Raw genomic sequence first — 25,288 nt, 5'->3', positions numbered from 1 at the left:
TGAAGGACATTTAGCCACAGAGTAAAGATCAACCTGTTGAAGCCTGAACATTGGGTACCTTCTGGGTGGACTGAGTGAAGACTTAATCTAACGATCATGGGGCAAGATGGCCACCCCAGAAGATGAAAGTCGTCTTGCCCCTGATCCCTCCCGACCGCCAAGGCCACCGGTGATCCAGTCATCGGTGGCCGTGCAGTCGCCTCCCGGAGGGAGGGGGCAAACGAACGCTGCGCGACTTTCACAGTAAAAAGGGGAAAGGGAACAAGAGCGGCTCGGGTTCAGGCTCAGAGGTAATTGAACAGGGTCAGACCCTGGATCTTGACGTAGGAGCTTTGCGCCGCTTCCAGTGCCGTAGTGTCGCGGTTCAGGCGGGTGATGGCCTCGGCGTAGTCCAGGTCGCGAATGGTTGCCAGCTGTGATTCGTAGTTGAGGATAAAATCGGCATTGGCGCTCTCCTGCTGCTCTATAGTGGACAGGCGGGCACCGGCCTTGCTGCGCACCGAGGTGAGCTGATCCATGGAGGCCTCGATATCCGCAATAACAGCGTCCATGTCCGGTTGCACTGCTGCGGTTGGGTCTGTCCGCAGTGCGGCCGATAGATTGTAGATACTTTCAAACACGCTCTTCTGAGTAACCGTATTGTTTACCAGGTCTCTCTCCCGGAAAAAGAATACCTCATGGCCGTTCTCCACATCCAACACCTGCCGATTGGCGGAGATGGGCACCTTGCGGCTGCCTTGATCACCCTCATAGGTGAAATTGGAGCTGTAGAGACCGGTTGTCTGATCGATCTGCGGCGGGTAGATCGACGTATCGTTGATCGGCGCCGTCTTGCGATCGAAGCCGGAAAACAGGTATTCATCATTGGAATCCTTGGTACCGGCCAGGCCCTTCATCTGCTCCAGCAGCTGGTCGATCTCATCGGCGATAAAGCCCTTGTCCAGGGTCGAATAGACATCCGTGGCCCCCTGGATGGCCAGCTCCCGTACCCGCTGCATGATGTCGTCGGCGTTGGCCAGCACCGTCTCCTCCAGCTCCAGGCGGGGCGTGATCTGGGCAATGTTTTCCTGGTATTGCTCGGTGGTGGTCTGAAATTTTTCCGTATCCAGCACCGCCTTGGCACCGGAGGGGTCGTCCGATGGGGTGACGATGCGCCGCCCGGTGGACAGCTGCAACTGGGTATCGGCCAGCTGCGTCTGGGCATGCAGCATGTCGTTGGTGATGCGTTCGTTGAAGAACAGGGTTCCTATGCGCATGACGGCCTACCTGACAGCACCGATGAGGGTATCGAACAGTGAGCGGGCCACGGTGATGATCTGGGCCGCCGCCTGATAGGCCTGCTGAAAGCGCATCATCTTGGCCGCCTCCTCGTCCAGATTGACCCCGGAGACCTCGGCATGGGCCGACTTGGCCTGCTGCAGCAGCCCCTCCTGGGCGGTGTAGGCGATCTCCGCCTGACGTACATTGGTACCCACCGAGGCCACGGCGCGGGAGAAGGTGCCGGTAAAGGTGGCATTGCCATCCAGCATGGTCTGGGTGTTGTTCATCTCCGCCATGAGCACGGCATTGCGGTTGTCGGCGATGGGGGCGTTGCCGTTGGCGTCGAGATTCAAGTCGATGTTAAACGAATCCCCTGCTGGCGGAATTGCTGCCCCGTCATAGGCCGGGGTACCCTTCATGGTGAAGCTGAGCTCACCGATACTGGTTTGAATATTCAGCGTCGAACCACTATCAGTTGCCGGATCGTAAGAAACAAAAGGAGTGGCCGCGATCGGTGGTACAGTTACCGGAGGAGTGAGAACGGCTGGGACAGGGTTGCCAGCTGCATCTAGGGCTGAAACCGAAAAACCAGGATTGCCGGGCGCACTATTATCAAACTCCAGCACCAGTTGCACACCAGCTGGCCAACTGGACAGGGGCGCATGGAGTGTCTCATCCCGCGCCGAAAGCACCGGCTGGGACATCAGGCCCGAGCCCAGATTGGCAATATCCCCATTGGGCTCACCCACCACGGGTGCCGCCGCCGCCACCAGATTGGTGTCGTGCAGATTCAGGCGGATATCCTGGGCACCGTTGCGGGTGGGGCGGATGAGGAAGCTGTCGCCCGCTGCCAGGCCGCCTGTTTGCGTCAGACTGAAGCCCAGGGGATCCGTGCCATCCATGATTTCTCCCGTCGGCAAGGGATTGCCGTTAAAAATCACCTTGCTGTCACTCAGTCTTCTCAGAGCATAATCCGTCCCATCGAAAGTCAGCCTGAACTCATCCCCGGTCAGGTGGTTGGTATCCTCTATACCCACGGTAAAGGAGCCCGAGGCGGTATTGTTATTGTCATTCGCCAGGGCCACGCCCTGCATGGGCCGGAAGAAATCCTGGCCAAAATTGCCATAGAGATCCACCCCCAGCTTGTGCTGCTCGTTGATCTGCTCGGCCACCCCCATGGCCACCAGGCCCAGCTGATTCTGTGCATCATCCAGGATCTCGGTACGAAAGCGCTCCAGGCCGCCGATGCTGCCACCGGTCATCTGCCGGGTCACCACCTGTTCGGTGGCGTTGGGGCTGGTCTTGATGGTGATATCCAGGCCGCCGGGGTCGGCCTCACTGACCCTGGCCCCGATAATCGAGGGTGTGGCCCCCACCACCAGGGGCACGCCGTTGCCCACGAACAGGCTCAGGGAGCCATCGTCCTGCAACACGGTGCTGACCTGGGTCAGCTTGGCTGCGTCGTTGATGATCTTATCGCGCTGATCCAGCAGGTCCGGCGGGGTCACGCCGCCATTCTGCGCCGAGACGAAGGCGATGGTCTCATTCACCTCGGCCAGGGCATCGGCATAGCCCTGCAGGTCGTCAATGGCAACGCGGATGGCGTCGTTCACCTGATCGCGCACCGCCTCGGTCTGGGTGTTGAGTTCGTTGAAGCGCTCCGCCAGGTTTTCCGCGTCGCTGAGCACCAGTTCACGGGCCGCTGGTGAGCCGGAATCGGCCGAGAGGGTCTGCAGGGAATCAAAGAAGTTCTGCAGCACCGGTCCCATGCCCACCTCGGGGTCGGCGTACATGTTGTCGATGCGCTCGGCGTAGCGGGCATAGGTATATAGCTCCTCGGTGACCGTGTAACCCGTGGTCACCTGGCTGGCGGTGAATTCCTCAAAGCGGCGAATACCCTGTTCATCACGCACGCCCGAGCCCGACCAACGGCCACCCTGATTGGTGGGCGGACCCGAGACCAAAGGCACCTCCTGACGGCTGTAGCCCTCGGTGTTGACGTTGGCGATGTTATGACTGACGGTGCTCAGGCTCGTCTGAAAGGCCTTGAGCCCGGTAACGCCTATACCTAGTGCGTCTGGCATGTCGTTGTTCCTTACAACCTTGAACTGTTAACAATCAAAATATACGGGGGCTGTTCTCTCACCCCAACTGACATGGAGCGGACAGCACCACCCCGGAACATGAAACATCTCTTAGCCGCTTCGGGACTCGGGGTTCGGGACTCGGCAGCCCCGTAGCCCGGATGCAGCGCAGCGGAATCCGGGGTTGCCGTTAGACAGGGCCACACCTGCCCCATTGCGCCTCCGAGCCAGCGCTCGGAGCTCCCAGGATGAGGGGCAAATCCCCGTGTTATTTCACAGTAATCATCACCCTCCCCCCAACCCCCTCCCAGTGGGAGGGGGAGCATAAGGCCCTCTTCGAATCCCTAACCCCGAGCCCCGTCCCCAACACAAGTCTAGCTCAACCCGCATCCCGCATCTGTGGCCCCTGCATCACCGAGATCAATTTATCGGCGTACTTGGGGTCGGTGGCATAACCGGCCTTCTGCAACTCCCTGAAGTAGGCCTTGGGGTCGTCCGCCACGCTCAGGGCCTTGCCGTAGCGCGGGTTGGACTGAATAAAATTGGCGTAATCCATAAAGCTCTCGCGATAACTGGCGTAGGCGCGGAAGGGTTCGGTCTTGCGTACCGCCACGCCGCCCTCGTACTCCAGGGTAGATACCGCCACCTTGTCCCCCTGCCAGCTGCGGTCGGCCTTGATGCCGAACAGGTTGTGCGCCGTGCCGCCATCGGCATGGCTGATCTGGCGCTTGCCCCAGCCGCTCTCCAGCGCCGCCTGGGCGATGAGCACATCCGGCTCCACCCCCAACCTGGCCGCCGCCTCCTGGGCATGGGGGCGCAGACGCTGGACAAAATCCGCCGCATTGGCGAAGGGTGCCTCTGACTCCACCCCAGCCGCGCTGGGCGCGCTGGCCGATGGCGACGGCTGCCCTGCCCCGGTCGAGGTCGGGCCACCCATGGGCGCTCGTCTCAGACCGGGGTGAATCCGGTTATCCAGCGCCAGCGGTCCGGCCTGCATGGCCCCCTGCAGGGGCATGGAGGGGCTCTGACCGGCCAGCAGGGGCAGACTATCCAGCCCCTCCCGCGCCGCCAGGGCCGGTTCCTGCGCCCCGCCCAGCTGGCGCTTGAGCACCTCGGTCAGGCCAATACCGCCGCTCTTGCTCAGGTGCTGCACCAGCTGCTGGTCGTACATCTCCCGGTAAAACTGGGTCTGGCTGCTGTCAAACAGGCCATCGCCGGGGCTGGCCTTGCGCATCTCCTTGAGCATCTGCTGCAGGAACATGGCCTCGAACTGACGCGCCACCTCATCCAGGGCCGCGTCCGGGTCCTTGGCCGCCTGCGCCTTGAGCGCGGTCAGGCCGGAGAATTCGGTATAGACAGAGACATCCGCTACGGCCATGACGGCTGCTCCAGCCCTAGATCACAATCAGCTCGGCGTTGAGGGCGCCGGCCTGCTTCAGGGCTTCAAGAATGGCCACCAGATCGCTCGGTGCCGCGCCCACCTGATTCACCGCCTGCACCACCTGATTCAGGCTCACGCCGGGGTCGAATACAAACATGCGGTTGGCACCCTGGTTCACATAGAGATCGGAATTGGGCGTGACCACCGTCTCGCCCTCGCTCAGGGGCGCGGGCTGGGACACATCCAGATTCTCCTTGATGGTCACCGTCAGGCTGCCATGGGACACCGCCGCCGGGCTGACCCGCACCTGGCTGTTGATCACCACGGTACCGGTGCGCGAGTTGACGATGATCTTGGCCGCTGCCGCGCCGGGCTTGACCTCGATATTCTCCAGCATGGCCATGAAAGAGACCCGCTGACCGGCATCCCTGGGTGCCTGCACGCTGATGGAGGTGGCGTCGATCGGCTTGGCGGTACCGGGGCCTATGGCCTGGTTGATGGCATCGGTCACCGCACGGGCGGTGGAGAAATCCCCCCGATGCAGGTTGAAGATCAGGTTATCCGAATCATTGAAGGGGTTGGCCACCATGCGCTCCACGGTGGCGCCACCGGGAATGCGCCCCACGCTGGGGATGTTGACGGTGATCTTGGAGCCGTCATTGCCCTGAGCGGCCAGGCCGCCCACCACCAGATTGCCCTGGGCCACGGCATAGACCCGGCCATCGGCACCCTTCAGCGGCGTCATCAGCAGGCTGCCGCCGCGCAGGCTCTTGGCATCCCCCACCGAGGACACAGTGATATCGATCTGCTGACCGGGCTTGGCAAAGGGCGGCAGGTCGGCATGCACCATCACCGCCGCCACGTTCTTGGGGTTGATCTTCAGCCCGGCGGGCGCGGCTATGCCCAGCTGGGTGAGCAGGCTTTTCAGGCTTTGCTCGGTGAAGGGCGAGGAGTTGACCTTATCGCCGGAGCCGTCCAAGCCCACCACCAAGCCGTAGCCCAACAGCTGATTGCTGCGCACCCCGGCCACCGAGGCCAGGTCCTTGATCCGCTCCGCCTGCACCGGAGCGGCCAGCAGGGCCAGGGCCAAGACTGCCAACAGCGGCAGGATCTTGCCCCTGTTGCCGGTATTAGGGCTGGATAGGCTGTACATGATCTTCTCCTGTTACTTTTACTGTAAAACCTGCGGCAGCGACTGGCTTGCCGTGCCGCATAGGGCGGGCCACGCCCGCCGCCAGGCCACAGCCATCAGGCTTGTCCCTGGCCAGGGCGCGGCGGCCACGGGCCGCCCTATGCCCTGCCGCCCATCAGGGGGCTGGCAGTTCGTGTGAACCTATATTCCTCAGTTAAGCCACAGAGACACAGAGATCACAGAGTTGTTTCAAAGAGTTACCTATCAGACCAGGCTCACCTAGAAGGTATTGAATGTTCGCGTTCCAACACATTAATTTTTCTCTGTGTGCTCTGTGGCTCTGTGGCCAAATGCTCTTTTTAGGGTGAAACATCCGTGGCGATTTCCGAGTCCCGCGCTAGAAAGGCATCAAGGCGCCGATGAAGAAGCGTGCCAGCCAACCCATGCTGTTGGATTCACTCACCGGACCGTCACCCACATAGACGATGGTGGGATCGGCGATCTTGGTCGAGGGCACCGTATTGTTGGCGTCTATGTCCTGCGGCTGAACGATGCCGGAGATCTTGACGTACTCGTTGCCCTGGTTGATACCGATGCGCTTTTCACCCCGGATCATCATGTTGCCATTGGGCAGCACCTCCACCACGGTGACCGTGATCTCGCCGCTCAGGCTGTTGCTCTGCTTGCTGTCGCCGCTGCCATCAAAGGCATGGGTGGAACTCATGCTGGCGGACAGCTTGTCCGGGCTCATGCCCAGCACATTGGGCACGCCCACGGTGGTGGACGAGGTCTTGTCCGCCGCCGTCTCGGCCACCTTGCTGCCGCTGGTCTTTTCCACCAGACGCACAGTGAGCAGATCGCCCACCCGGCGTGCGCGCAGGTCCTCAAACCAGGTCATGCCATGGCCGGCCTGGTAGATAGCGCCATTACCCGTGGGCGGCTCCTTCTGCACCACCGGCATGGCCGGGGCGTAGAGGGGATCGCGCTTGGGCGCCATGTTGTTGCAGCCGACCAACAGGCCAGCGCTGAACAGGGCGGTAAACATCAGCTTATTCATTCAAGTGGCCTCAATTACAGACGCTGCGTCAACTGGCCCAGCATCTCGTCGGATTTGGATATGGCCTTGGAATTCATCTCATAGGCCCGCTGGGTCTCGATCATGCCCACCAACTCCTCCACTGTGTTCACGTTGGAGCTTTCCAGATGGCCCTGCAGCAGGGTGCCGGTGTCCTCCTCGCCGGGGTTGGCCACCGCCGGCGCGCCGCTGGCGGCGGTCTCGCGGAACAGGTTCTGACCAATGGGCTCAAGACCGGCTGGATTGATGAAGGTGGCCAGCTGGATGGTGCCCAGATTGGTCGCATCGGCCTCGCCGGCGATGGACACGGTGACCACGCCATCCGAGCCAATGCTGATGCTGGTGGCGTTGTCCGGGATGGTGATGGCCGGCTCCAGCAACATGCCGTTGGAGGTAACCACCTCGCCCTCGGCATTGCGCTGGAAGGTGCCATCGCGGGTGTAGGCGATGGTGCCGTCGGGGTAGCTGATCTGGAAATAGCCGTTGCCCTGCACCGCCATGTCCAGGGAGTTTTCCGTGCGCTGCAGGTTGCCCTGGGTGTGGATCTTTTCCGTCGCCACCACGCGCACGCCGGTGCCGGTCTGCAGGCCGGATGGCAGGGTGTTGTTCTGATCGGCCAAGCCGCCCACCTGACGGCGGTTCTGGTAGATGAGGTCTTCAAAGATAGCCCGATCGCGCTTGAAACCCGTGGTCGCGACGTTGGCCAGGTTATTGGAAATAACCGTCATCTTCGTCTGCTGGGCGTCAAGACCGGTTTTTGCGGTCCAAAGTGCCGGAAACATGGCATTGTCCTCTTCAAGTGATCATTCACTCAGAGCTTTGCATTCATCGTGCCAAAAAATCTCGCACGACGCGGATAGAATTCCGATGACAGGGGACTCACAGAGGGCCTCCACTCCGACCAACCGAGGCTTCTGGGTTAAACTGTCACTCCTGTGTGCTCCCGATACAACCATTGCTTCCGGCCATGCCGGGTCAGGATCTGAGATGCCCTTTATTCCCCACACCCAGGCCGAGGTGGCGGCCATGCTTGGCGTCATCGGCGTCGAGCGCATCGATCAGCTGTTTGATGAGATCCCCGCCGAACTGCGTTGTGGCACCCTTGCCGAGCTGGGCCCTGGCCTGAGCGAGATGGAGGTCGGTCGGCTGCTGCAGCAACGGGCGCGGGCCGATGCCGGTGGCCTGCTGTTCATCGGCGCCGGCGCCTACGATCATCACATCCCCGCGGCGGTCTGGCAGCTGGCCAGCCGCGGCGAGTTTTACAGCGCCTACACCCCCTATCAGGCCGAGGCCAGCCAGGGCACCCTGCAGCTGCTGTACGAATTCCAATCGATGATGACCGCCCTGACCGCGATGGAGGTGTCCAACGCCTCCCTCTACGACGGAGCCTCCGCCCTGGCCGAGGCCATCCTCATGGCGCTGCGGCTCAATCGCAAGTCCCAATCGCGCCGGGTACTGTTGCCGCGCAGCCTGCATCCCGCCTATCGCCGCAGCGTCGCCAGCATAGTCCGCCAGCAGGGGGTTGAGCTGATTGAACTGCCCTTTGACGCGGCCACGGGCCGTACCGATCCCGCCGCGCTGGCACCCTACGCCGGCGAGGACATTGCCGCGCTGGTCATAGCCCAGCCGAATTTCTTTGGCGTGCTGGAAGAGGTGGATGAGCTGGCCGACTGGGCCCTGGCGCAGCAGGCCATCAGCATTGGCGTGGTCAACCCCCTGTCGCTGGCGCTGCTCAAGCCGCCGGGGGAATGGGGTGCTGCGGGGGTGGACATCTGCTGTGGCGAGGGTCAGCCCCTGGGCATACCGCTCAGCTCCGGCGGGCCCTATTTCGGCTTTCTCACCAGTCGCCAGCGCCATGTGCGGCAGATGCCGGGGCGCATCGTCGGCCGCACCCTGGATCTGGACGGCAACCCCGGCTTCAGCCTCACCCTACAGGCGCGTGAGCAGCACATCCGCCGCTCCAAGGCCACCTCCAACATCTGCACCAATCAGGGCCTGATGGTCACCGCCGCCACCATTCACTTAAGCCTGCTCGGCTTCAACGGCCTGGCCAACACCGCCGCTGCCTGTCACGCCAACACCCAACAGCTGGTCCAGCTGCTGTGCCAGGTCAAGGGCGTCGAGCCCCTGTTCAGCGGCGCAATGTTCCATGAGCAGGCCCTGCGCCTGCCCCTGGCCGTCGGCGATGTGCTGCGCGCCCTGGCGGCGCACAATGTACTCGGCGGCTACGACCTCAGCCGCGACTACCCGGAGCTGGGCAACGCCCTGCTGGTCTGCGCCACGGAAAAGCGCAGCGCCGAGGAGATGCAGCACTATCAGCAGAAGCTGGAGCGCATCATCAACGCCCGCGCCCCCTGCCCGGTGCGACCGAAGTTCTGATGTGCAACCTAACGATCATGGGGCGAGGCGGGCAGGGCCACGCCTACCCTTTGCACCTCCGAGCCAGCGCTCGGAGCTCCCAGGATGACGAACGGCGGCAATGCTGTTTCACCCTAAAAAGAGCAGTTGAACCGCAGATTTCACCGATTTACACAGATTTTTCAGTGTGTTTGCCAAGTGCACCCACTCACCCAGCGAGTGACTGGCCAAGTCACTCTAACCCAATGAAAATAAATAATTTAATCTGCGATAATCGGCGTAATCTGCGGTTTATAGGTTCACAGTAAGGGGCATGGAGCATAGGGCGGCCCGTGGCTGCCGTGGCCTGGCCAGGGGCAGTCTTATGGTTTGTAGCTTGGCGGTAGGCGCGGCCCGCCCCATGCGGCACGGCAAGTCAGTCGCTGGCGCGAGTTTCGCAGTAAGGTTTATGGATAGAGGACTGGACTACTGCAACCCTGCCGCTTCGGTCTTTAGCCTTTCCAACTCGGCCTCGTCGATGACCTGCACCCCCAGCGCTTGAGCCTTGGCCAATTTAGAGCCGGCCTCGCTGCCCGCGATCAGGTAATGGGTCTTTTTGGACAGACTGCCGCTGACCTTGGCCCCCAGGGCCAGGAGTTCGGCCTTGATCTGCTCGCGGGGGCGGCTGAGGGTGCCGGTGATGACGAAGGTCTGACCGGCTAGGGGTTGGCGCTCGGGACGGGTGGGCTCCTGTTTAGGCCAGCTGATCCCGGCCTCAAGCAGGGCCTGGATCACCTCCTGGTTATGCCCCTGTCGAAAGAAGCTGTGGATATGGCGGGCAACTATGGGTCCTATATCGCTGATCTGCAGCAGCTCTTCCTCACTGGCGGCGATCAGGGGGGCAAGGTCGCCGAAGTGCCGGGCCAGGTTGCGGGCGGTGCTCTCCCCCACCTCGCGGATGCCCAGGGCGAACAGAAAGCGCTCCAGACGGGTATCCCGGCTGCGTGCCAAGGCGGCCAGCAGCTTATCCGCTGACTTCCGCCCCATGCGCTCCAGCCCGACCAGCTGCTCGGCCTGCAGCCCATAGAGCTCCGCCGGATTCTGTACCAGACCCTGCTCCACCAACTGGTCGATAAGGCGATCACCCAGACCCTCTATATCCATGGCCTTGCGGCTGGCAAAGTGTTTCAGCGCCTCCTTGCGCTGGGCGCTGCAATAGAGGCCACCGCTACAGCGGGCCACCGCCTCGCCCTCGGCCTGCACCACATCGGAGCCGCATACCGGGCACTGGCTGGGCCGTTCGATAACCTGGGCATCGACCGGGCGGCTGTCGGGCAGCGCGCGCACCACCTCGGGAATGACATCGCCGGCGCGGCGTACGATGACCTGATCACCGATACAGATATCCTTGCGCCGCACCTCGTCCATATTGTGCAGGGTGGCATTGCTGACCGTGACCCCGCCGACCAACACCGGCTCCAGCCGCGCCACCGGGGTCAGGGCACCGGTGCGACCGACCTGAAAATCCACCCCGAGCAGGCGGGTCAGGGCCTCTTGGGCAGGGAATTTGAAGGCCAGGGCCCAGCGCGGCGCCCGGCTGATCTGGCCCAGCCACTCCTGCTGATCCAGGGCGTCGAGTTTGAACACCACGCCGTCTATGTCGTAGTCCAGGCCATCGCGGCGCTCGCCCATCTGTCGGTAATAGGCCAGACAGCCCTCCAGGCCCTCCACCCGGCGCTGTTCCGGCGAGATCGGCAGGCCCCAGTCACGCAAGCGGGCCAGGCTGGCGCTTTGGCTGTCGGCCAGGCGCTCGCCGCTGACCTCACCCAGGCCGTAGGCGTAAAAGGCCAGGGCGCGGTTGGCGGTAATGCGGGGATCGAGCTGGCGCAGGGAGCCGGCGGCGGCATTGCGCGGATTGGCGAAGCCCTTGCTGCCCTGCTCTCGGGCCTGCTGATTGAGCCGCTCAAAGGCCGCTCGGGGCATGAACACCTCGCCGCGCACCTCCAGCACCTCGGGCCAGCCTTGGCCGAGCAGGCGCAGGGGGATGCTGGCCAGGGTGCGTATGTTCTGGGTGACATCCTCGCCGCTGCTGCCATCGCCCCGGGTGGCGGCCTGCACCAGCCGACCCTGCTCATAGCGCAGGTTGATCGCCAGGCCATCGAGCTTGGGCTCGGCCAGATAGACCAGGGGACCGGGACTGGCCAGGCGCTCGCGGGCACGGCGGTCAAAATCCGCCATCTCGGCCTCATCAAAGGCGTTGTTCAGCGACAGCATGGGCCGGGCGTGGACCACCTCGGCGAACTTAGCCAAGGGTGCCGCCCCTACCCGCTGGGTCGGAGAATCGGGCCGCACCAGCTCCGGGTGCTCCGCCTCCAGCTGCTGCAGCTGGCGAAACAGGCGGTCGTATTCGGCGTCGGGGATCTGGGGGTCGTCGAGGACGTAGTAGCTGTAGTTGTGCCCCTCGATCTGCCGCCGCAGCTGGTCTATTTGCTCGGCCGGTTGATCCTTCATCGCCGTCTGCCCTTGCCCCTGCGCTTGAGCGCCAGCTGTACCTGGCGGGCGTGTTCCTGCACCTGGCTGCGGCTGTGTTCCATGGCCTGGCGCGAAAGCAGGTTGTGATTCTCGTCCTGCAGCTCGGCGTTGAGCAGATCGGCCATGCTGTGGGCGGTGTCGAGCAGGTCCTCAAACGCCTTGGTGCCCTCCAGGGAACAGGGCAACTGCATGAAGAAGGTGACGCCAGGGGTGGCGAAGTCGCTCATGTCATGCAGCGGAAAGGTGCCCGGCTCGACCATGCTGGCCATGCTATAGACCACCTCGTTGCAGGCCGGATCGACCCGGTGAAACACCTGTCGGCGGCTGGGTTTGAGGTCCAGGGCACGCGCCGCGTCGAGGATCTCGGTGCCTTCGAGGAAGGCGCCCCGGGCTACCAGGCTGATCTGCACCAACAGCTGCGGCAGGTCCTTGGCCAGGGGGGCGAGGATGGGCTCCTCGGCAACGGGTTCGATGCTGGCGCTGGCGGGCGCGGCCTGGGGCTCTAGCGGCTCGGGCTCTTCCAGCTCGGGTTGCAGGTCCAGCGCCTCGGTATCGCGCAGGGGTAGATCGCGCCCCACCTGGGCATCTGGACCTTTGGGCATGGCCGGTTCGGGCAGCTGTGCTGGCTCCTGTTCTGGTGCCTGTTCTGGCACCTGCCCCGGCTCTGGATCCAATTCTGGCTCTGGCTCTCGATCCAACTCTGGCTCCAGGTCCCGGGGCTCTGCATCATCCCCCTGCAGCAGCCCCCCTGCCAGCCAGGGCTCGCGGCGGTCGTCTTCGGCCAGCTCTTCGCGCAGCAGGGCGCGGTCCTGCTCCAGCACCTCGGGGTCCAGCTCCGAGAGTTCCTCCAGGGGCCTGTGCTCGGCGGGTTGGATATCGGGTATTGCGGCTGGGGCCGTGCTTCGGCCCGCTGGACTGGGGCGGCTGTAGAGGGAGGGCTCCTGGCGCTCGCGCTGGGCGGGTACTGCGGCCTGGGCCTCGCCCTGGCGCTTGAGCAGGCCGAGAAAACCCTGGTTGGCATTGGGGTCTGATTGGGGCTGAACTGTCTGCCCGGCGGGCTGGCTGGGGGTGTAGAAGTCTTCCGCCAGATCGCTGTCGCCGTCGTCCCAGTCGCTGAGCTCGGCAGGTGCGGTGCTCTGGGCAGGGGGCTGCGCCTGCTGGCCCGTTTGCCGCTGCTTCTGGCGCGGGTGCTGGTCCTGGCCTTGACGCGACTTTTCTACCGTGCGGCGATTGAGGACGATCTCCTCGTTGATGCGCTTGTGCCGGTCCCAGAAATAGATGCCGAGCAGGAACAGGATGCCAATGATCAGCAGCAGCAGGCGGAACAGTTCAACGTCCATGGACCGCTCCTCAGGCACCCGCCAGCTTGGCGGCTTCGGCGATATCGACGGATACGATGCGGGAGACGCCGGGTTCATGCATGGTCACACCGATCAGCTGATGGGACATTTCCATGGTGACTTTGTTGTGGGTGATGAAAATGAACTGCACTTTATCAGACATCTCCTTCACCATGTTACAAAAGCGCTGGACGTTGGCATCATCCAGCGGCGCGTCCACCTCGTCAAGCATGCAGAAGGGGGCCGGATTGAGCTGAAAGATGGCAAACACCATGGCCACGGCGGTGAGCGCCTTCTCGCCGCCGGAGAGCAGTTGGATGCTGGAGTTGCGCTTGCCCGGCGGGCGTGCCATCACCGACACGCCGGTATCGAGCAGGTCATCGCCGGTCATCTGCAGATAGGCATGGCCACCGCCGAACAGCTTGGGAAACAGCTCCTGCAGGCCACTGTTGACCTTGTCGAAGGTCTCCTTGAAGCGGGTGCGGGTCTCGCGGTCGATCTTGCGGATGGCCTCCTCCAACACCTCCAGGGAGCTGCTGATATCGGCGTGTTGGGCATCCAGGTAGCTCATGCGCTCGGATTGCTCCCTGAACTCGTCGATGGCGGCCAGATTGACCCTGCCCAGGCGTTCGATCTGTTGCCCCAGGTCCTCCAGCCGGGCCTGTAGCTGGTCCAGCTCCAGGCCCGGCTCCAGCTGGGCGAGCAGCTCCTCGCTGCCGTAGCCGGTCTCGGCCAGCTGCTCTGCCAGGGTGCTCCAGCGCACCTTCAACTCCTGCTGATGCAGGCGCGCCTGCTCTAGCCGGTCGCGCTGGGTGCTGGCCTGCTGCTCGCTCTGGTGGCGCTGCTGTTCATACTGGCGCAACTGCTGATCCAGCTGGGCCAGGCCATCACGCGCCTCGGCCAGGGCCTGTTCCACCTGCAAGCGCAGCTCCAGCTGGGCCTCCAGCTGGGCCTGCTCCAGCTGCAGCGGGGCCTCGGCCTCGGCCAGCTGGGCGCTGAGTTCACTGGCCCGCTGCCGCAGGCGCTGCTGCTGTTGCTCGGCCTGGGCCTGGGCCTTGTCCAGGGCGACGCAGGCGGTATCCAGCGCCTGCACCTGCAGGGCCAGTTCCTGCACCTGGCCGCGCAGGCGGTTGCGCGTGTCGCGCACCTGGCCTAGACGCTGGCGCAGGGCATCGCGCTGTTCGATCAGCAGCTGCCGCTGGCCGGTGCAGGCCTCGGTCTGCTCCAGGGCCTGATGCAGGCGGGTACGCGCCTGCTTGATGTCGTCCTCGGCCTGCTGGCGCTGTTGTTCGATCTCCTGCAACTCCTCGTCGATGGCGCGGCGGCGGCCGCTGACGTGCTCGATACGGCTGACCAGCCCGGCGCGCAGGGAGCGCAGCTCGGTGAGCCGCCGCCCGGCCTCGGCATGACGCCGACGCTGCTGCTCCTGGGCCTGCTCCAGCTCCTGCAGGGCGCTGCGCTGCTCCTCCAGGGCCTGGCTCAGCTGTTCGATCTCCTCCCCCAGCAGGCCCGCCTCCTGACCCAGAGCGCGCAACTCCTCCTCCCGCTGCAGGGCGCCGGCGCTGCGCTGGTCCCGCCCGGCCAGCAGCCAGTTGGCTCCCAGCAGCAGGCCCTCGGGGGTGACAAAATACTCCCCAGCGGCCAGTTCGCCGCGCCGCTGCAGGGCCTGTTCACTGGACTCGGCGCAACGGGCGCCATGCAGCAGCTGGGCCAGGGCAGCGCTGGCCGGGCCGGCCTGCAACCGGCGCAGCAGGCTGTCGCTGGGGAGATCCGCCACTGACTGTAGCCCGGATGCAGCGAAGCGGAATCCGGGGTCGGCGCTGGGTAGATGGGCGCTGGTCGCCCCTTCTCCACCCGATCCACACCCCAGCAGACACAGCTGGCTCGGCTCATCGGCGCTCAAGCGCAGCCCCAGGGCGTCCAGGTCCTCCACGCAAATGGCCTGCAGGCGCGGCCCGAGCACTGCCTCCAGGGCCTGACGCCAGCCCGGCTCGACCTGCAGCTGCTCGGCCAGGCGCGCCGCCTGGGTCAGACCCAGCTCGACCAGACGCCGACCCTGATCGCCCTTGGTCTCCTTGCCCAGGGCGGCCTGCTGCAGGGTATTGAGGGAGGCGATGCGCCCGGCCAGCTCGCTGTTACGGTTCTGCCGCTGACGCAGTTGCTGTTCCTGTTGGCGCAGTTGCTCGCGGCGCTGCTCGATCTGCAGCAGCTGCTCGCTGAGGGCCTGCTCGGCCTGATCCGCCTGCTCCTGGGCCTCGGCCAGGTCCAGCTCCAGGCCCTCCAGACGGGCCTGATCGGCGCTGCTTTCCAGCCGACTCTGCTCTTCTTGCAGACGCTGGCCTCGGCGCTGCAACTGGTCCTGCTGCTGCTCCAGCTGGGTGATGCGGGCGCGTTCCACCTGGGCGGTCTGGGCTGGCTGGGCGGCACGCTGATTGAACTCGTCCCAGTCTGCCTGCCAGCCGTGCAGCTGCTGCTCGTACGCTTGCTGCTCGGCGGCGATCTGCTGCTCCTCCTCCTGGCGCAGCTGCAACTGGGGGCGGCGCTCGGCCAGCTGGGCGGTCTTTTCCTCCAGCCCGGCCTGGTCGCGGCCCTGGTGTTCCTGCACCCGCTCCAGCTCGGCCCGGGTCTGGCCCAGGTCACGCTCCAGCCGTTGCCGGTTTTCCCGGGCAAAGCGGATCTGCTGCTCCAGACGGGAGATCTCCGCGCCCACGGCATAGAACCTGCTCTGCTCGGCGTTGAAGCGGTCGTTGCCCTCCAGCTGCTGTTCGCGCAGCTGCTCAAGCCCCGCCTCCAGCCGCCGCTGCTCGGCCAGCCGGGCCTCCAGCTGGGTCTCCTGCTGGGCAATGGCGGTCTCGGCCTGGTGGTGTTCCTGCGCCAGCTGGGCCCAGCGCAGGGCCAGCAGCTCGGCCTTGCCGCGCCGCTCCTGCTGCTTGAGGGTCTTGTATTTCTCCGCCGTGGCCGCTTGGCGCTCCAGGTGGCGCAGCTGCTTGCTCACCTCCTCGCGCAGGTCGTTGAGGCGGTCCAGGTTCTCCCGCGTGTGGCGGATGCGGGTCTCGGTCTCGCGCCGACGCTCTTTGTATTTGGAGATGCCGGCCGCCTCCTCCAGAAACAGGCGCAGGTCCTCCGGGCGGGCCTCGATCAGGCGCGAGATCATGCCCTGTTCAATGATGGAGTAGCTGCGCGGCCCCAGGCCGGTGCCCAGAAACAGGTCGGTGATATCGCGGCGGCGGCAGCGCATGCCATTCAGGGCATAGCCGGACTGACCATCGCGGGAGACGCTGCGGCGCACCGAGATCTGGTTGTAGCTGGCGTATTGGCCACCGGCGCGGCCGTCGCTGTTGTCGAACACCAGCTCGATGCTGGCGGTGCCCACCGGCTTGCGCGAGGTGGAACCGTTGAAGATGACATCGGCCATGGATTCACCGCGCAGCATCTTCGCCGAGCTTTCCCCCATGACCCAGCGCACGGCGTCGATGACATTGGATTTGCCACAGCCATTGGGCCCGACCACGCCCACCAGATGGGACGGCAGCAGCACTGTGGTGGGCTCCACGAAGGATTTGAAGCCGGCAATTTTGATCTTCTCAAGGCGCATGGCGGGCTAAGATACCCGCCACCCTGACAGGGCACAAGGAGCAAAGCGGGGTTGTGGGTCTGGCATCCTGGACCTCAGGAAAACAGCTTGCGCAGGCTGCGCAGCGGGTGGCGCAGGAGGTGGAAGCGGCGTTTTTGCCGCAGTATGCGCAGTTCGATCAGGGTGAGCAGATAGACGATCTCACGGCTTTCCAGTTGCAATTCTTCAAACAGTTCCTGGGCCAGCGCGGGCTGCTTTTCGGCATGGGCATCGGCGACCTGCTGCGCCAGATCGTGGAAGTTGTGGTGCAGTTCCTCCAGGCGCAGGATCTCCGGGGTTTGCCGGTATTTGACCAGGCCCTCGGTATAGAGCCAGACGCCGAGCATGCAGTTGTGGTGGCTGACAATCTTCAGCGGTCGGCGGCCGCGTTGCAGGGTCTCCTCCAGCTTGAGCTCCCATTCCAGATGGACGATGCGGGCGTGATTGATGTCAAGCAGCATGGCGGCTGTAGTGCAGGAAGCTGTAGGCATAGGGGTTCTTGACGTCGGCGGCATGGTCCTGGCGCTCGATCAGCCGCCAATTGTCGGCATCGAATGCCGGGAAGCGGCAGTCCCCCTCGGCCTGCATGTGCACCAAGGTGAGGTAGAGCCGCTGGGCCAGGGGCAGGGTCTGGGCGTAGATCTCGGCACCGCCTACGACCATGATCTCCTCGGCCTGGATGGCGGCCAGGGCCTGATTCAGGTCGGTGAAGCAGCGGGCACCTGGAGCCTGATAGGCCGGGTTGCGGCTGATGACCAGATGCGGCCTGCCGGGCAGGAGGCCGGGCAGGGATTCCCAGGTCTTGCGCCCCATAAGCAGGGGCTTGCCCAGGGTGAGGCGCTTGAAGTGGGCCAGATCGGCCGGCAGGTGCCAGGGCAGGCGGTTATCACGGCCAATGACGCGGTTATCGGCCATGGCGGCGATGAGGCTGAGTGGGGCTGGGTTCATGTGGTTTTTGGCGTGGGTGTTTGGCTCTGCGTGACCGCTTATCCTCTTGCTTTGGCTCGGTTCGCTTCGGCCATGCCCAGCGAACCGTGCGGGGTGGATTATCCCACATGCCGCTGGGTTTTTTTTGGCCTTTATGCTCAGGCCACCCCTGCCTTGCTGGCGAGCCTTGGGTTGGCCTCCTGCTGCTGGCTGAATTGCTCGCCGATGTTGAGCATGGGCCGTTGTTCGGCGAGGCCGGCCTCGGCCAGAAATTGGTAGGCCTGGCGTGTCTGCTCCGGGCTGAGGCGCTGGGGGCGGCCGGTCATGCTGGCGGTGATGCTGCTGATGTCGGGTCGAAAATCCACCTTGGGCACCAGCACGCCCTGGACCGGTTGCGCGCCGATCAGCCCCAGCTGGTAGATCTTGTTGGGGGTGAGGATCAGGTCACGCAGGGTCAGGCTCTCTACCTTGGCATAGAGTCCGGCGAGCTTGGTGAACATGCGGTTGATCGCCGCCAGGCTCAGGATCTGGCGATAGCTGTGCGCCTCATTGCCGTCCGGCATGTCACGAATCCGCTGATAGACCTTACGAAAGCCACGGGTCTTGCTGCCCATGAAGCGCAGCAGAAAGGCGGGATCGCCCACCGAGCGGAACTCCTGTTGCAGGTAGTTGGCCATCCGCTCCGGGCCTATATCCACCAGGGCCTTGTCGATGGCATAGACCGGGTCGGTCACCACCAGCAGGGTCGGGCAGTTGTAGGTACGGATCAGGGCCTCGGCCATGAGCAGGCCCTGGGCCTCGTGCACCAGGATCTGATCCAGATTGGCGTTGCGCAGGCTGAGGCGATTGCTGCTCTGTCTCAGCAGGTCGTTTTCGTCCAGGGACACCAATTGGGCGAAGAGGTGTTCCGCCGGGTGTTTGCCAAAGGTCTCCTTCATGTAGTCAAAGGGCAGGTTCCAGCGGCCATCGGCCTCGATCATGTGCGGTTCCAGGCGACTTAGGGGGGTGTTGAAGAAGGGCATGCCCCGCTCTACTCGAATCAGGTTGCTGGCCAGCCAGGCGGCACCGCTGCCGTGCGGGCCGAGCATCAGACGCAGGCGATTCTTCTTGTACTTGAGGTGTTCCACCTTGCCGTAGCGCGACTGCATGCGCATCTGCCAGGCACCCATCTTGACGAAGCGGGAGGTCTTTTCCAGGGCAGAACGCAGCCCTGTGCTGGCGCTGAAGTGGGTGTCTGTATCGCTGAAGGACATGGTGCTGCTCCTGGGTATTCTCTGATGTCCTCAAGCATAGTGGATTTGACTGGGGGAAAATGTGCCGGGGTTGGCAATCTGCTGAATTCCGCGGTCATCCGCTGGCTGGATCAGAGCCCCAGCTCCAAGCCATAGGCCTGGCGGAAACGGCTGGCGAATTCATCCCGTTCGAAGCGGTGGTTTTGGGTACCCTTGTGCTCGATCTTGATCGCCCCCATGAGGCCGGCAATGCGCCCGGCCAGGGCCCAGTCAAGCCCGTTCATGATGCCGTAGATGAGCCCGGCGCGATAGGCATCGCCGCAGCCGGTGGGGTCTTCCAGGGCGCTGGCCGGGGCGGGCGGTATCTCGAAGCAGTCGTTTTTGGTGAAGATGCGCGAGCCCTCGCCGCCGAGGGTGACGATCACCGCCCTGGCGTTTTGCGCCAGTTGCTCGGGCGACTTGCCGGTGCGCTCCTGCATCAGCTTGGCCTCGTAGTCGTTGAATGCCAGATAGCTGGCCAGATCGGCAAAGCGGGCCAGTTCCTCGCCGTTGAACAGGGGCATGCCCTGACCGGGGTCGAAGATGAAGGGGATGTCGGCGGCGGCAAACTGCTCGGCGTGATCGAGCATGCCCTGACGGCCATCGGGCGAGACCATGCCCAGGGTCACGCCGCTGGCCTGATCGACCCGGTTCTGGTGGGATTCGTTCATCGCCCCAGGATGGAAGGCGGTGATCTGGTTGTCGTCCTGATCGGTGGTGATGTAGGCCTGGGCGGTATAGGTCTGCGGGATGACGCGGATGTGCCGACCATCCACCCCCTGCAAGTCCAGCCATTCGGCATAGGAGGCAAAGTCCTCGCCCACGGTGCCCATGGGCTGGCCATCGCCGCCCAGGAGATTGAGGTTATAGGCGATGTTACCGGCGCAACCGCCGAACTCCCGGCGCAACTCGGGCACCAGGAAGGAGACGTTGAGAATATGCACCTGCTGCGGCAGGATGTGATTCTTGAAACGGTCAGGGAACACCATGATGGTGTCAAAGGCAAAGGAACCACAGATCAGTGCCGACATGGCTAACTCCGTAATAATGGCTTGATTTCAAGGGACGCAGAGGGCGCAAACGACTGCAGGGATGCAGGAGGTAGGACGAAGCAGGAAGCCCGAGTCGAGAAGCGCAGAGGACGCAGAGTGTAGCAGTGCGGCAATGCTGCATCACCCCGGACGCTAAAAAGACCAGCCAACACAGCTATTCAGACCACGGCTTGAACCCAGCCTTTATCCCTCTGCGCTCTCTGCGCTACTTGGCGTTCTCTGCGTCCCAGGGCCGTCTCACTAGGGCCGCCAGGCCAGGTCCAGCTCGCGGGCGGCGCGTACCTCGTCCAGGCGGCGTACCGGCAGGCTGTGGGGCGCGGTCTTGACCTGCTCGGGGTTATTGCGTGCCTCGTCGCGGATCTGGATCAGGGCGCTGATGAAACGGTCCAACTCCTCCTGGCTCTCGGTCTCGGTGGGCTCGATCAGCAGGCACTCGGCTACCAGCAGGGGAAAGTAGGTGGTGGGCGCATGTACGCCATGATCCAGCAGGCGCTTGGCGAAGTCCATCGCCGTCACCCCCAGCTGCCTGGCCTCTTGTTTCAGGCTGATGATGAATTCATGGCTGGCGCGGCGCTCGGCATAGGGCGCATCGAAGCCCAGGGCCTGCAAGCGTTTGAGCATGTAATTGGCATTAAGAGTGGCGTAATCCGCCACCCGGCTCATGCCCTCGGCACCGAGCATGCGCGCATACACATAGGCCCGCAGGAGTATGCCGACGTTGCCGGCGAAGGCCGATAGCCGACCTATGCTTTGCGGGCGCTCGGCCTCCTCCAGCCAGCGATAGCTGCTGCCGTCGAAGGCCACCAGCGGCACCGGCAGAAAGGGTTCGAGACGGGCGTTGACCGCCACCGGCCCGGCCCCCGGCCCACCACCGCCATGGGGGGTGGAGAAGGTCTTGTGCAGGTTCAGGTGCATCACGTCAAAGCCCATATCCCCCGGACGCACCTTGCCGAGGATGGCGTTGAGGTTGGCGCCGTCGTAATACAGCAGACCACCGGCCTGATGCACCCGATCGGCAATGGCGCGGATGTTGCGCTCGAACACCCCCAGGGTAGAAGGGTTGGTGAGCATGATCCCAGCAGTCTGCGGCCCCAGCACCTGTTTCAGCGCTTCCAAATCGACATCGCCGTTGGCGCCGGTGGGGATCTCGCGCACCTGATAGCCGCACATCACCGCCGAGGCCGGGTTGGTGCCGTGGGCGGCATCGGGCACCAGGATCTCCCGCCGCGCACCATCGCCACGGGACTCATGATAGGCGCGGATCATGGCCACGCCGGCAAACTCACCCTGGGAGCCCGCTGCCGGGGTCAGGGATACCGCTGCCATGCCGGTGACCGCCTTGAGCATCTCCTGCAGATCAAACAGACAGGCCAGCAACCCCTGACTGTGGCTGTCCGGCGCGTAGGGGTGGCGATCCACCAACCCCGGCAGCATGGCCAGGCCGTTACTGCCACGGGGGTTGTACTTCATGGTGCAGGAGCCCAGGGGGTAGAACTGGGTATCGATGGAAAAATTCTTCTGCGACAAGCGGGTGTAATGGCGCACCGCCTGCATCTCTGACACCTCAGGCAAGGCCGCCGGTTGCTGCCTGCGCAAATGGGCCGGGATGGCAGAGACATCGGCAGCCACAACCGGGGCCTGGGCAAAGGCCCTCCGACCGGGCCTGGAGTGGTCAAAAATCAGCATGGTCTAACCCTTTATAGGGGTGAAAGCGGGGCGCAGAGCCCAATTGATACACAGGGGGTAACCACTTGCCCCCTCTCATCTCTAAGGCGAGAGACCCAAGTTCCCCCTTTACCCTAAAAAAGAGCGGTTGAACCGCAGATTTCACCGATTTACACAGATTTTTCAGTGTGTTTGCCAAGTGCGCCCACTGACCCAGCGGGTGGCTGGCTAAGTCATTCTAACCTAATGAAAACACATAATTTAATCTGAGATAATCGGCGTAATCTGCGGTTTATAGGTTTACCAAGGGGGAGACCAACCTCAATCCCCCCTGAGTCTGCGGGTCTTTTCCACCATGCGGTGGGTGGATAGGTTGTTATTGTAGCGTGCTACCTGGTAGAGGGGTACCCAGAGTATCTGGTGGGATTCGTCGTTGCCCGGCACCGGGATTCGGTCATCGATTTCCACCAGAAAACGGACGTCGTAATGCCGGTGCGCCGGGCCCCGGTGGGAGACGGGGATCTGGTGTATGTCCAGATCGAACACCTCGCCATCCACCAGTCGAATCTGCTCCGGCGGCAGGCCGGTTTCTTCATGGGTCTCGCGCAGGGCAACGCGCAGGATGTCGTGGTCACCATCGGCATGGCCACCGGGCTGAAACCACTGGTCGTGCTTGCAGTGGTGTAACAGCAACACCCGCTCCCGGCTCGGGCTGACCACCCAGGCGGAGCCGGTGACATGGCCCTCGGCCAGGCAGCTGTCGAAACAATCGGGCTGTTGTTGCACAAAGGCCCGAGTGCGCGTCAGATAGCCGGCCTCGGCATTGTTGTGCGGGCGGTAGCGGCTGAGCAGTTGCAGCAGTTCTTGACGGTGCATGGCTGGCCTTAGTGAGTTACCCGGAAAATCCTGAATAAAACCGCAAATCAGGACGCGGAGTGCGCAAAGAAGCGCGGAGGTCGAAGAGTTACATTGCTGGTGCTTGAAGAAAAATCTAATCCTCAGCGTTCTCTGCGCTTCTCTGCGATCTCTGCGTCCTCTTTGTCTTCAAGTCCCCGATGGCCGTTCCATCGCTGCCAGGGCAGCGCCGGCGGCCTCGTCCACATCGGCCTCGCTGCCGGCCAGGATCAGGCGACCGAAGGCCCCCACGGCGCGTACATCGATCAGGTTGATGCTGGCCGCCTTTTCCGCCTGATTAGCGGCATAGATGATATAGCCGGCGGGCTCGGTTTCGAGGATGAACATACTCTGCCCGGGCAGAATCATGGAACCGCGCCGGTCCTGACGGTTGATCAGCACTGTGTGGTCCGGGGTCATGCCCCGGATGATCTCCTGCCAGGCGATGCGTGGCCGCTCCCGATCCTCTACCTGGGAATTCATGCTGCCCAGCAGGACCCGTCCGGCCTCGCGCACATCGTCCTGATCGCGCTGATGGATCACCATGGAGCCGTAGGCGCGCTCCACCACCTGCTGTGCCAGATGCACCCGGGTGGCCTTCAGCGCCCGGTCGGTAAGGCGATGCACCGCCATGCCGGGGGAGACCTCGATCCACAGGCAGGCATCACCGGGCACCGGCAGAAAGCCCTGGGATACGGTGGCCATGTAGGCCGCCAACTGGGGCTGCAGGGAGTCCACATAGACGTAGGTGCGCAGGCTGATCATGCCCTGCCCTCCCGCCGCCAGTACTGGGCCAAGGTGATGCCGGGATTCATCTCAGACCTGCACCATGGGTTTGGCGTCCGGGGCCTCGCCCTCCTGGCGGGTACCGCTGGCGAGCAGGGGCTGGCCGTCGATCAGCCGATAGGCCTGCTCCAGGGCCTCCTGACGGGTGGCGCAGAGGTGCTCGGCAGGCAGAGGTTGCAGCACGCCAAGACGGCCCAGACGCTTGCGCACCGAGTCCTGCATGCCGACCAGGAACACCGGGATGGTCTGTTCCAGATCGTCCAGAATCAGTTTTTCCAGGGCCAGGGAGGAAGATACCCCCAGGGTCGGTGCCTCGGTCAGATCGACGATCAGCACCTCATGCTCGGCCAGCACCGCCTGCTGGCGCGAGATGGCCTTGGCCACGCCAAAGAACAGCGGCCCGCCCAGGGCGAACACCAGGATCTTGCCTTGACCCCGGCGCAGCAACATCTGCTCATCCCGGCTCAGCTCGGCCGAGTTGGGGTCGCGGATGGCCTTCACCGCCTCCTGCTGCAGCTGGGCCATGCGCTCTATGGTCAGCAGGTTGGCGATGAATACGCCAATGGCCACGGCGGCAATCAGATCGACGAACACGGTCAGGCCGATCACCCCATACATGATCAGGGCGGCACGCAGGGAAACCCGGTGGGCGCGCTTGATGAAGCCCCAATCGATGATATCCACGCCCACCTTGAGGGCGATGCCGGCCAGCACCGCCAGGGGGATCTGCGCGGTCAAATCCGCCGCCCAGAGCACCACGATCAGCAGCAACAGGGCGCGGGTCAGGCCGGACAGGGCCGAGGTGGCACCGGTTTGGATGTTCACCACCGTGCCCATGGTGGCACCGGCGCCAGGGATGCCGCCGAACAGGCCGGAGGCGAGATTGCCTATCCCCTGGCCGATGAGTTCCTTATTGGCATTGCTCTCCTTGCGCGTCAGGTTCTCGGCAATCACCGAGGTCAGCAGGGCATCGATACTGCCCAGCACCGCCAGCACCACCGCATCGATCAGCATGGTCTGCCACTGCGCGGCGCTGAATACCGGCAGTTGCAGTTCGGGCAGGCCGGTGGGGATGGGGCCGATGCGGCGGATGTCCAGATCGGTGAGAAAAAACACCGCGATCAGGGTGCCCAGGATCAAGGCCAGCAGCTGTGGCGGCATGTAGCGGCGCAGGCGCTGGGGAAAAAACAGCAGCAGGGCAAAGGTCAGCAGGGCCAGGCCGGTCTCGGCCGGCTGCACCTGGGCCAACAGCCGGGGCAGGGACTCCAGGGTGCCCAGCACGCCACCGGTCGGCGTGGCCTGGCCGAGAAAGGGTCCAAGCTGGAGGATGATGAGAATCACGCCGATGCCGGTCATGAAGCCCGATACCACGGTATAGGGCATCATGGTCACATAATGGCCCAGCCTGAGGACACCGAACAGCATCTGCAACAGTCCGGCCATCATCACCACAGTGAAGGCCATGGCCATGCCCTGTTCCGGGTTGGCGGCAATCAGGCTGGCGATGACAGCCGTCATCACCACCGTCATCGGCCCGGTGGGTTCAGAGATCAGGGTCGGCGTGGAGCCGAACAGGGCGGCAAACAGACCGATGAGCACGGCACCGTAAAGCCCCGCCGCAGGCCCGGCACCCGAGGCCACGCCAAAGGCCAGGGCCATGGGCAGGGCGATGACCGCCGCGGTGACCCCGCCGAACAGATCACCGCGCAGATTGTCGAATCGGATCTCGTTGAACAGGCGCATGCCTTCCCCTCCGCTACTCAGGCTGTTTTATAAGCCCTGCGGGGGGGTAAATAAAAAGAGATAGTTTCGATCTAACCTATCGATAATTGTCGATAACTGTCGATTGATTAGGCTAAATCCGCCAGGTTCCTTGTCCTGTGCGTGAACGCGGGCCGTAGCGCCTGCGTTCGCTACCCGCTCAGGCGGCCATCAGCTT

At 63.7% G+C, this 25,288-nt stretch carries 18 protein-coding genes; 1 reads left to right on the top strand and 17 read right to left on the bottom strand.

From position 1 onward, the window contains the following. Positions 1-284: 284 nt before the first annotated feature. The 6 genes from flgL to flgG all read right to left on the bottom strand — a co-directional run bounded on the left by flgL (position 285) and on the right by flgG (position 7,714). The gene (flgL, locus tag D5125_13195) at positions 285-1,256 is read right to left on the bottom strand and encodes a flagellar hook-associated protein FlgL (GenBank protein ID QFY90360.1); all 972 of its coding nucleotides are present in this window, start codon (positions 1,254-1,256) and stop codon (positions 285-287) included. A gap of 6 nt (positions 1,257-1,262) precedes the next feature. Further along, positions 1,263-3,344, bottom strand: a complete 2,082-nt coding sequence (gene flgK, locus D5125_13190) for a flagellar hook-associated protein FlgK (GenBank protein ID QFY90359.1) — start codon at positions 3,342-3,344, stop codon at positions 1,263-1,265. 379 nt (positions 3,345-3,723) lie between these two features. Then, positions 3,724-4,722, bottom strand: coding sequence for a flagellar assembly peptidoglycan hydrolase FlgJ (flgJ, locus tag D5125_13185; protein ID QFY90358.1), 999 nt, complete (start codon positions 4,720-4,722; stop codon positions 3,724-3,726). Between the two features lie 16 nt (positions 4,723-4,738). Beyond that, positions 4,739-5,878, bottom strand: a complete 1,140-nt coding sequence (locus D5125_13180) for a flagellar basal body P-ring protein FlgI (GenBank protein ID QFY90357.1) — start codon at positions 5,876-5,878, stop codon at positions 4,739-4,741. 376 nt (positions 5,879-6,254) lie between these two features. After that, entirely contained in the window at positions 6,255-6,914 is a 660-nt protein-coding gene (locus D5125_13175) for a flagellar basal body L-ring protein FlgH (protein ID QFY90356.1), read from the bottom strand. A gap of 14 nt (positions 6,915-6,928) precedes the next feature. After that, a complete protein-coding gene (gene flgG / locus D5125_13170; GenBank protein QFY90355.1) occupies positions 6,929-7,714 on the bottom strand; it encodes a flagellar basal-body rod protein FlgG in 786 nt (261 codons plus the stop codon). A gap of 205 nt (positions 7,715-7,919) precedes the next feature. Between flgG and gcvPA the strand changes: the two genes are divergently transcribed. Next, entirely contained in the window at positions 7,920-9,311 is a 1,392-nt protein-coding gene (gene gcvPA, locus D5125_13165; GenBank protein QFY90354.1) for an aminomethyl-transferring glycine dehydrogenase subunit GcvPA, read from the top strand. A 444-nt stretch (positions 9,312-9,755) separates the two neighbouring features. Here the strand turns inward: gcvPA and ligA are convergent, their stop codons facing one another. The 11 genes from ligA to D5125_13110 form a co-directional block, all read right to left on the bottom strand. Then, a complete protein-coding gene (gene ligA / locus D5125_13160) occupies positions 9,756-11,780 on the bottom strand; it encodes an NAD-dependent DNA ligase LigA (GenBank protein ID QFY90353.1) in 2,025 nt (674 codons plus the stop codon). Continuing rightward, positions 11,777-13,141, bottom strand: a complete 1,365-nt coding sequence (locus D5125_13155; GenBank protein QFY90352.1) for a hypothetical protein — start codon at positions 13,139-13,141, stop codon at positions 11,777-11,779. Before D5125_13155 ends, ligA begins: the two co-directional genes overlap by 4 nt. A 10-nt stretch (positions 13,142-13,151) precedes the next feature. Then, complete coding sequence (gene smc / locus D5125_13150; protein QFY90351.1) at positions 13,152-16,736, bottom strand: chromosome segregation protein SMC; 3,585 nt, start codon at positions 16,734-16,736, stop codon at positions 13,152-13,154. Positions 16,737-16,810: 74 nt separating this feature from the next. After that, positions 16,811-17,215 carry a CZB domain-containing protein gene (locus tag D5125_13145; GenBank protein QFY90350.2) on the bottom strand — a complete coding sequence of 135 codons (405 nt, stop codon included), beginning with the start codon at positions 17,213-17,215 and terminating at the stop codon, positions 16,811-16,813. Further along, positions 17,205-17,702 carry a dihydrofolate reductase gene (locus tag D5125_13140; GenBank protein ID QFY90349.1) on the bottom strand — a complete coding sequence of 166 codons (498 nt, stop codon included), beginning with the start codon at positions 17,700-17,702 and terminating at the stop codon, positions 17,205-17,207. Before D5125_13140 ends, D5125_13145 begins: the two co-directional genes overlap by 11 nt. 137 nt (positions 17,703-17,839) lie before the next feature. Continuing rightward, positions 17,840-18,934 carry a hypothetical protein gene (locus tag D5125_13135; GenBank protein ID QFY90348.1) on the bottom strand — a complete coding sequence of 365 codons (1,095 nt, stop codon included), beginning with the start codon at positions 18,932-18,934 and terminating at the stop codon, positions 17,840-17,842. A gap of 110 nt (positions 18,935-19,044) precedes the next feature. Next, the gene (locus tag D5125_13130) at positions 19,045-19,983 is read right to left on the bottom strand and encodes a carbohydrate kinase family protein (protein QFY90347.1); all 939 of its coding nucleotides are present in this window, start codon (positions 19,981-19,983) and stop codon (positions 19,045-19,047) included. A gap of 261 nt (positions 19,984-20,244) precedes the next feature. After that, positions 20,245-21,690 (bottom strand): aminomethyl-transferring glycine dehydrogenase subunit GcvPB, encoded by a 1,446-nt coding sequence (gene gcvPB / locus D5125_13125; protein QFY90346.1) that lies wholly within the window; start codon positions 21,688-21,690, stop codon positions 20,245-20,247. Between the two features lie 300 nt (positions 21,691-21,990). Next, positions 21,991-22,545 carry an NUDIX hydrolase gene (locus D5125_13120; GenBank protein ID QFY90345.1) on the bottom strand — a complete coding sequence of 185 codons (555 nt, stop codon included), beginning with the start codon at positions 22,543-22,545 and terminating at the stop codon, positions 21,991-21,993. A gap of 168 nt (positions 22,546-22,713) precedes the next feature. Next, positions 22,714-23,328, bottom strand: coding sequence for a BMC domain-containing protein (locus tag D5125_13115; GenBank protein QFY90344.1), 615 nt, complete (start codon positions 23,326-23,328; stop codon positions 22,714-22,716). 51 nt (positions 23,329-23,379) lie between these two features. Continuing rightward, positions 23,380-25,092: a SulP family inorganic anion transporter gene (locus D5125_13110; protein QFY90343.1), complete on the bottom strand. Its 1,713-nt coding sequence runs from the start codon at positions 25,090-25,092 to the stop codon at positions 23,380-23,382. Positions 25,093-25,288: the final 196 nt, after the last annotated feature.

Source organism: gamma proteobacterium SS-5 (genome assembly GCA_009497875.2).
GTDB classification, from domain to species: domain Bacteria; phylum Pseudomonadota; class Gammaproteobacteria; order Chromatiales; family Chromatiaceae; genus Magnetovirga; species Magnetovirga frankeli.
The sequence above is the reverse complement of the archived record's forward strand: the minus strand, read 5'-3'. Positions and strand labels throughout refer to the sequence as shown.

Bases quoted from the DNA above. Each gene is read 5' to 3' on its own strand.
- flgK (QFY90359.1), bottom strand. From the start codon at position 3,344: ATGCCAGACGCACTAGGTATAGGCGTTACCGGGCTCAAGGCCTTTCAG.
- gcvPA (QFY90354.1), top strand. From the start codon at position 7,920: ATGCCCTTTATTCCCCACACCCAGGCCGAGGTGGCGGCCATGCTTGGC.
- D5125_13140 (QFY90349.1), bottom strand. From the start codon at position 17,702: ATGAACCCAGCCCCACTCAGCCTCATCGCCGCCATGGCCGATAACCGC.
- D5125_13155 (QFY90352.1), bottom strand. From the start codon at position 13,141: ATGGACGTTGAACTGTTCCGCCTGCTGCTGCTGATCATTGGCATCCTG.
- D5125_13115 (QFY90344.1), bottom strand. From the start codon at position 23,328: ATGATCAGCCTGCGCACCTACGTCTATGTGGACTCCCTGCAGCCCCAG.
- D5125_13145 (QFY90350.2), bottom strand. From the start codon at position 17,215: ATGCTGCTTGACATCAATCACGCCCGCATCGTCCATCTGGAATGGGAG.
- flgJ (QFY90358.1), bottom strand. From the start codon at position 4,722: ATGGCCGTAGCGGATGTCTCTGTCTATACCGAATTCTCCGGCCTGACC.
- smc (QFY90351.1), bottom strand. From the start codon at position 16,736: ATGCGCCTTGAGAAGATCAAAATTGCCGGCTTCAAATCCTTCGTGGAG.
- flgG (QFY90355.1), bottom strand. From the start codon at position 7,714: ATGTTTCCGGCACTTTGGACCGCAAAAACCGGTCTTGACGCCCAGCAG.
- flgL (QFY90360.1), bottom strand. From the start codon at position 1,256: ATGCGCATAGGAACCCTGTTCTTCAACGAACGCATCACCAACGACATG.
- D5125_13180 (QFY90357.1), bottom strand. From the start codon at position 5,878: ATGTACAGCCTATCCAGCCCTAATACCGGCAACAGGGGCAAGATCCTG.
- D5125_13175 (QFY90356.1), bottom strand. From the start codon at position 6,914: ATGAATAAGCTGATGTTTACCGCCCTGTTCAGCGCTGGCCTGTTGGTC.
- D5125_13135 (QFY90348.1), bottom strand. From the start codon at position 18,934: ATGTCCTTCAGCGATACAGACACCCACTTCAGCGCCAGCACAGGGCTG.
- D5125_13110 (QFY90343.1), bottom strand. From the start codon at position 25,092: ATGCGCCTGTTCAACGAGATCCGATTCGACAATCTGCGCGGTGATCTG.
- D5125_13120 (QFY90345.1), bottom strand. From the start codon at position 22,545: ATGCACCGTCAAGAACTGCTGCAACTGCTCAGCCGCTACCGCCCGCAC.
- gcvPB (QFY90346.1), bottom strand. From the start codon at position 21,690: ATGCTGATTTTTGACCACTCCAGGCCCGGTCGGAGGGCCTTTGCCCAG.
- ligA (QFY90353.1), bottom strand. From the start codon at position 11,780: ATGAAGGATCAACCGGCCGAGCAAATAGACCAGCTGCGGCGGCAGATC.
- D5125_13130 (QFY90347.1), bottom strand. From the start codon at position 19,983: ATGTCGGCACTGATCTGTGGTTCCTTTGCCTTTGACACCATCATGGTG.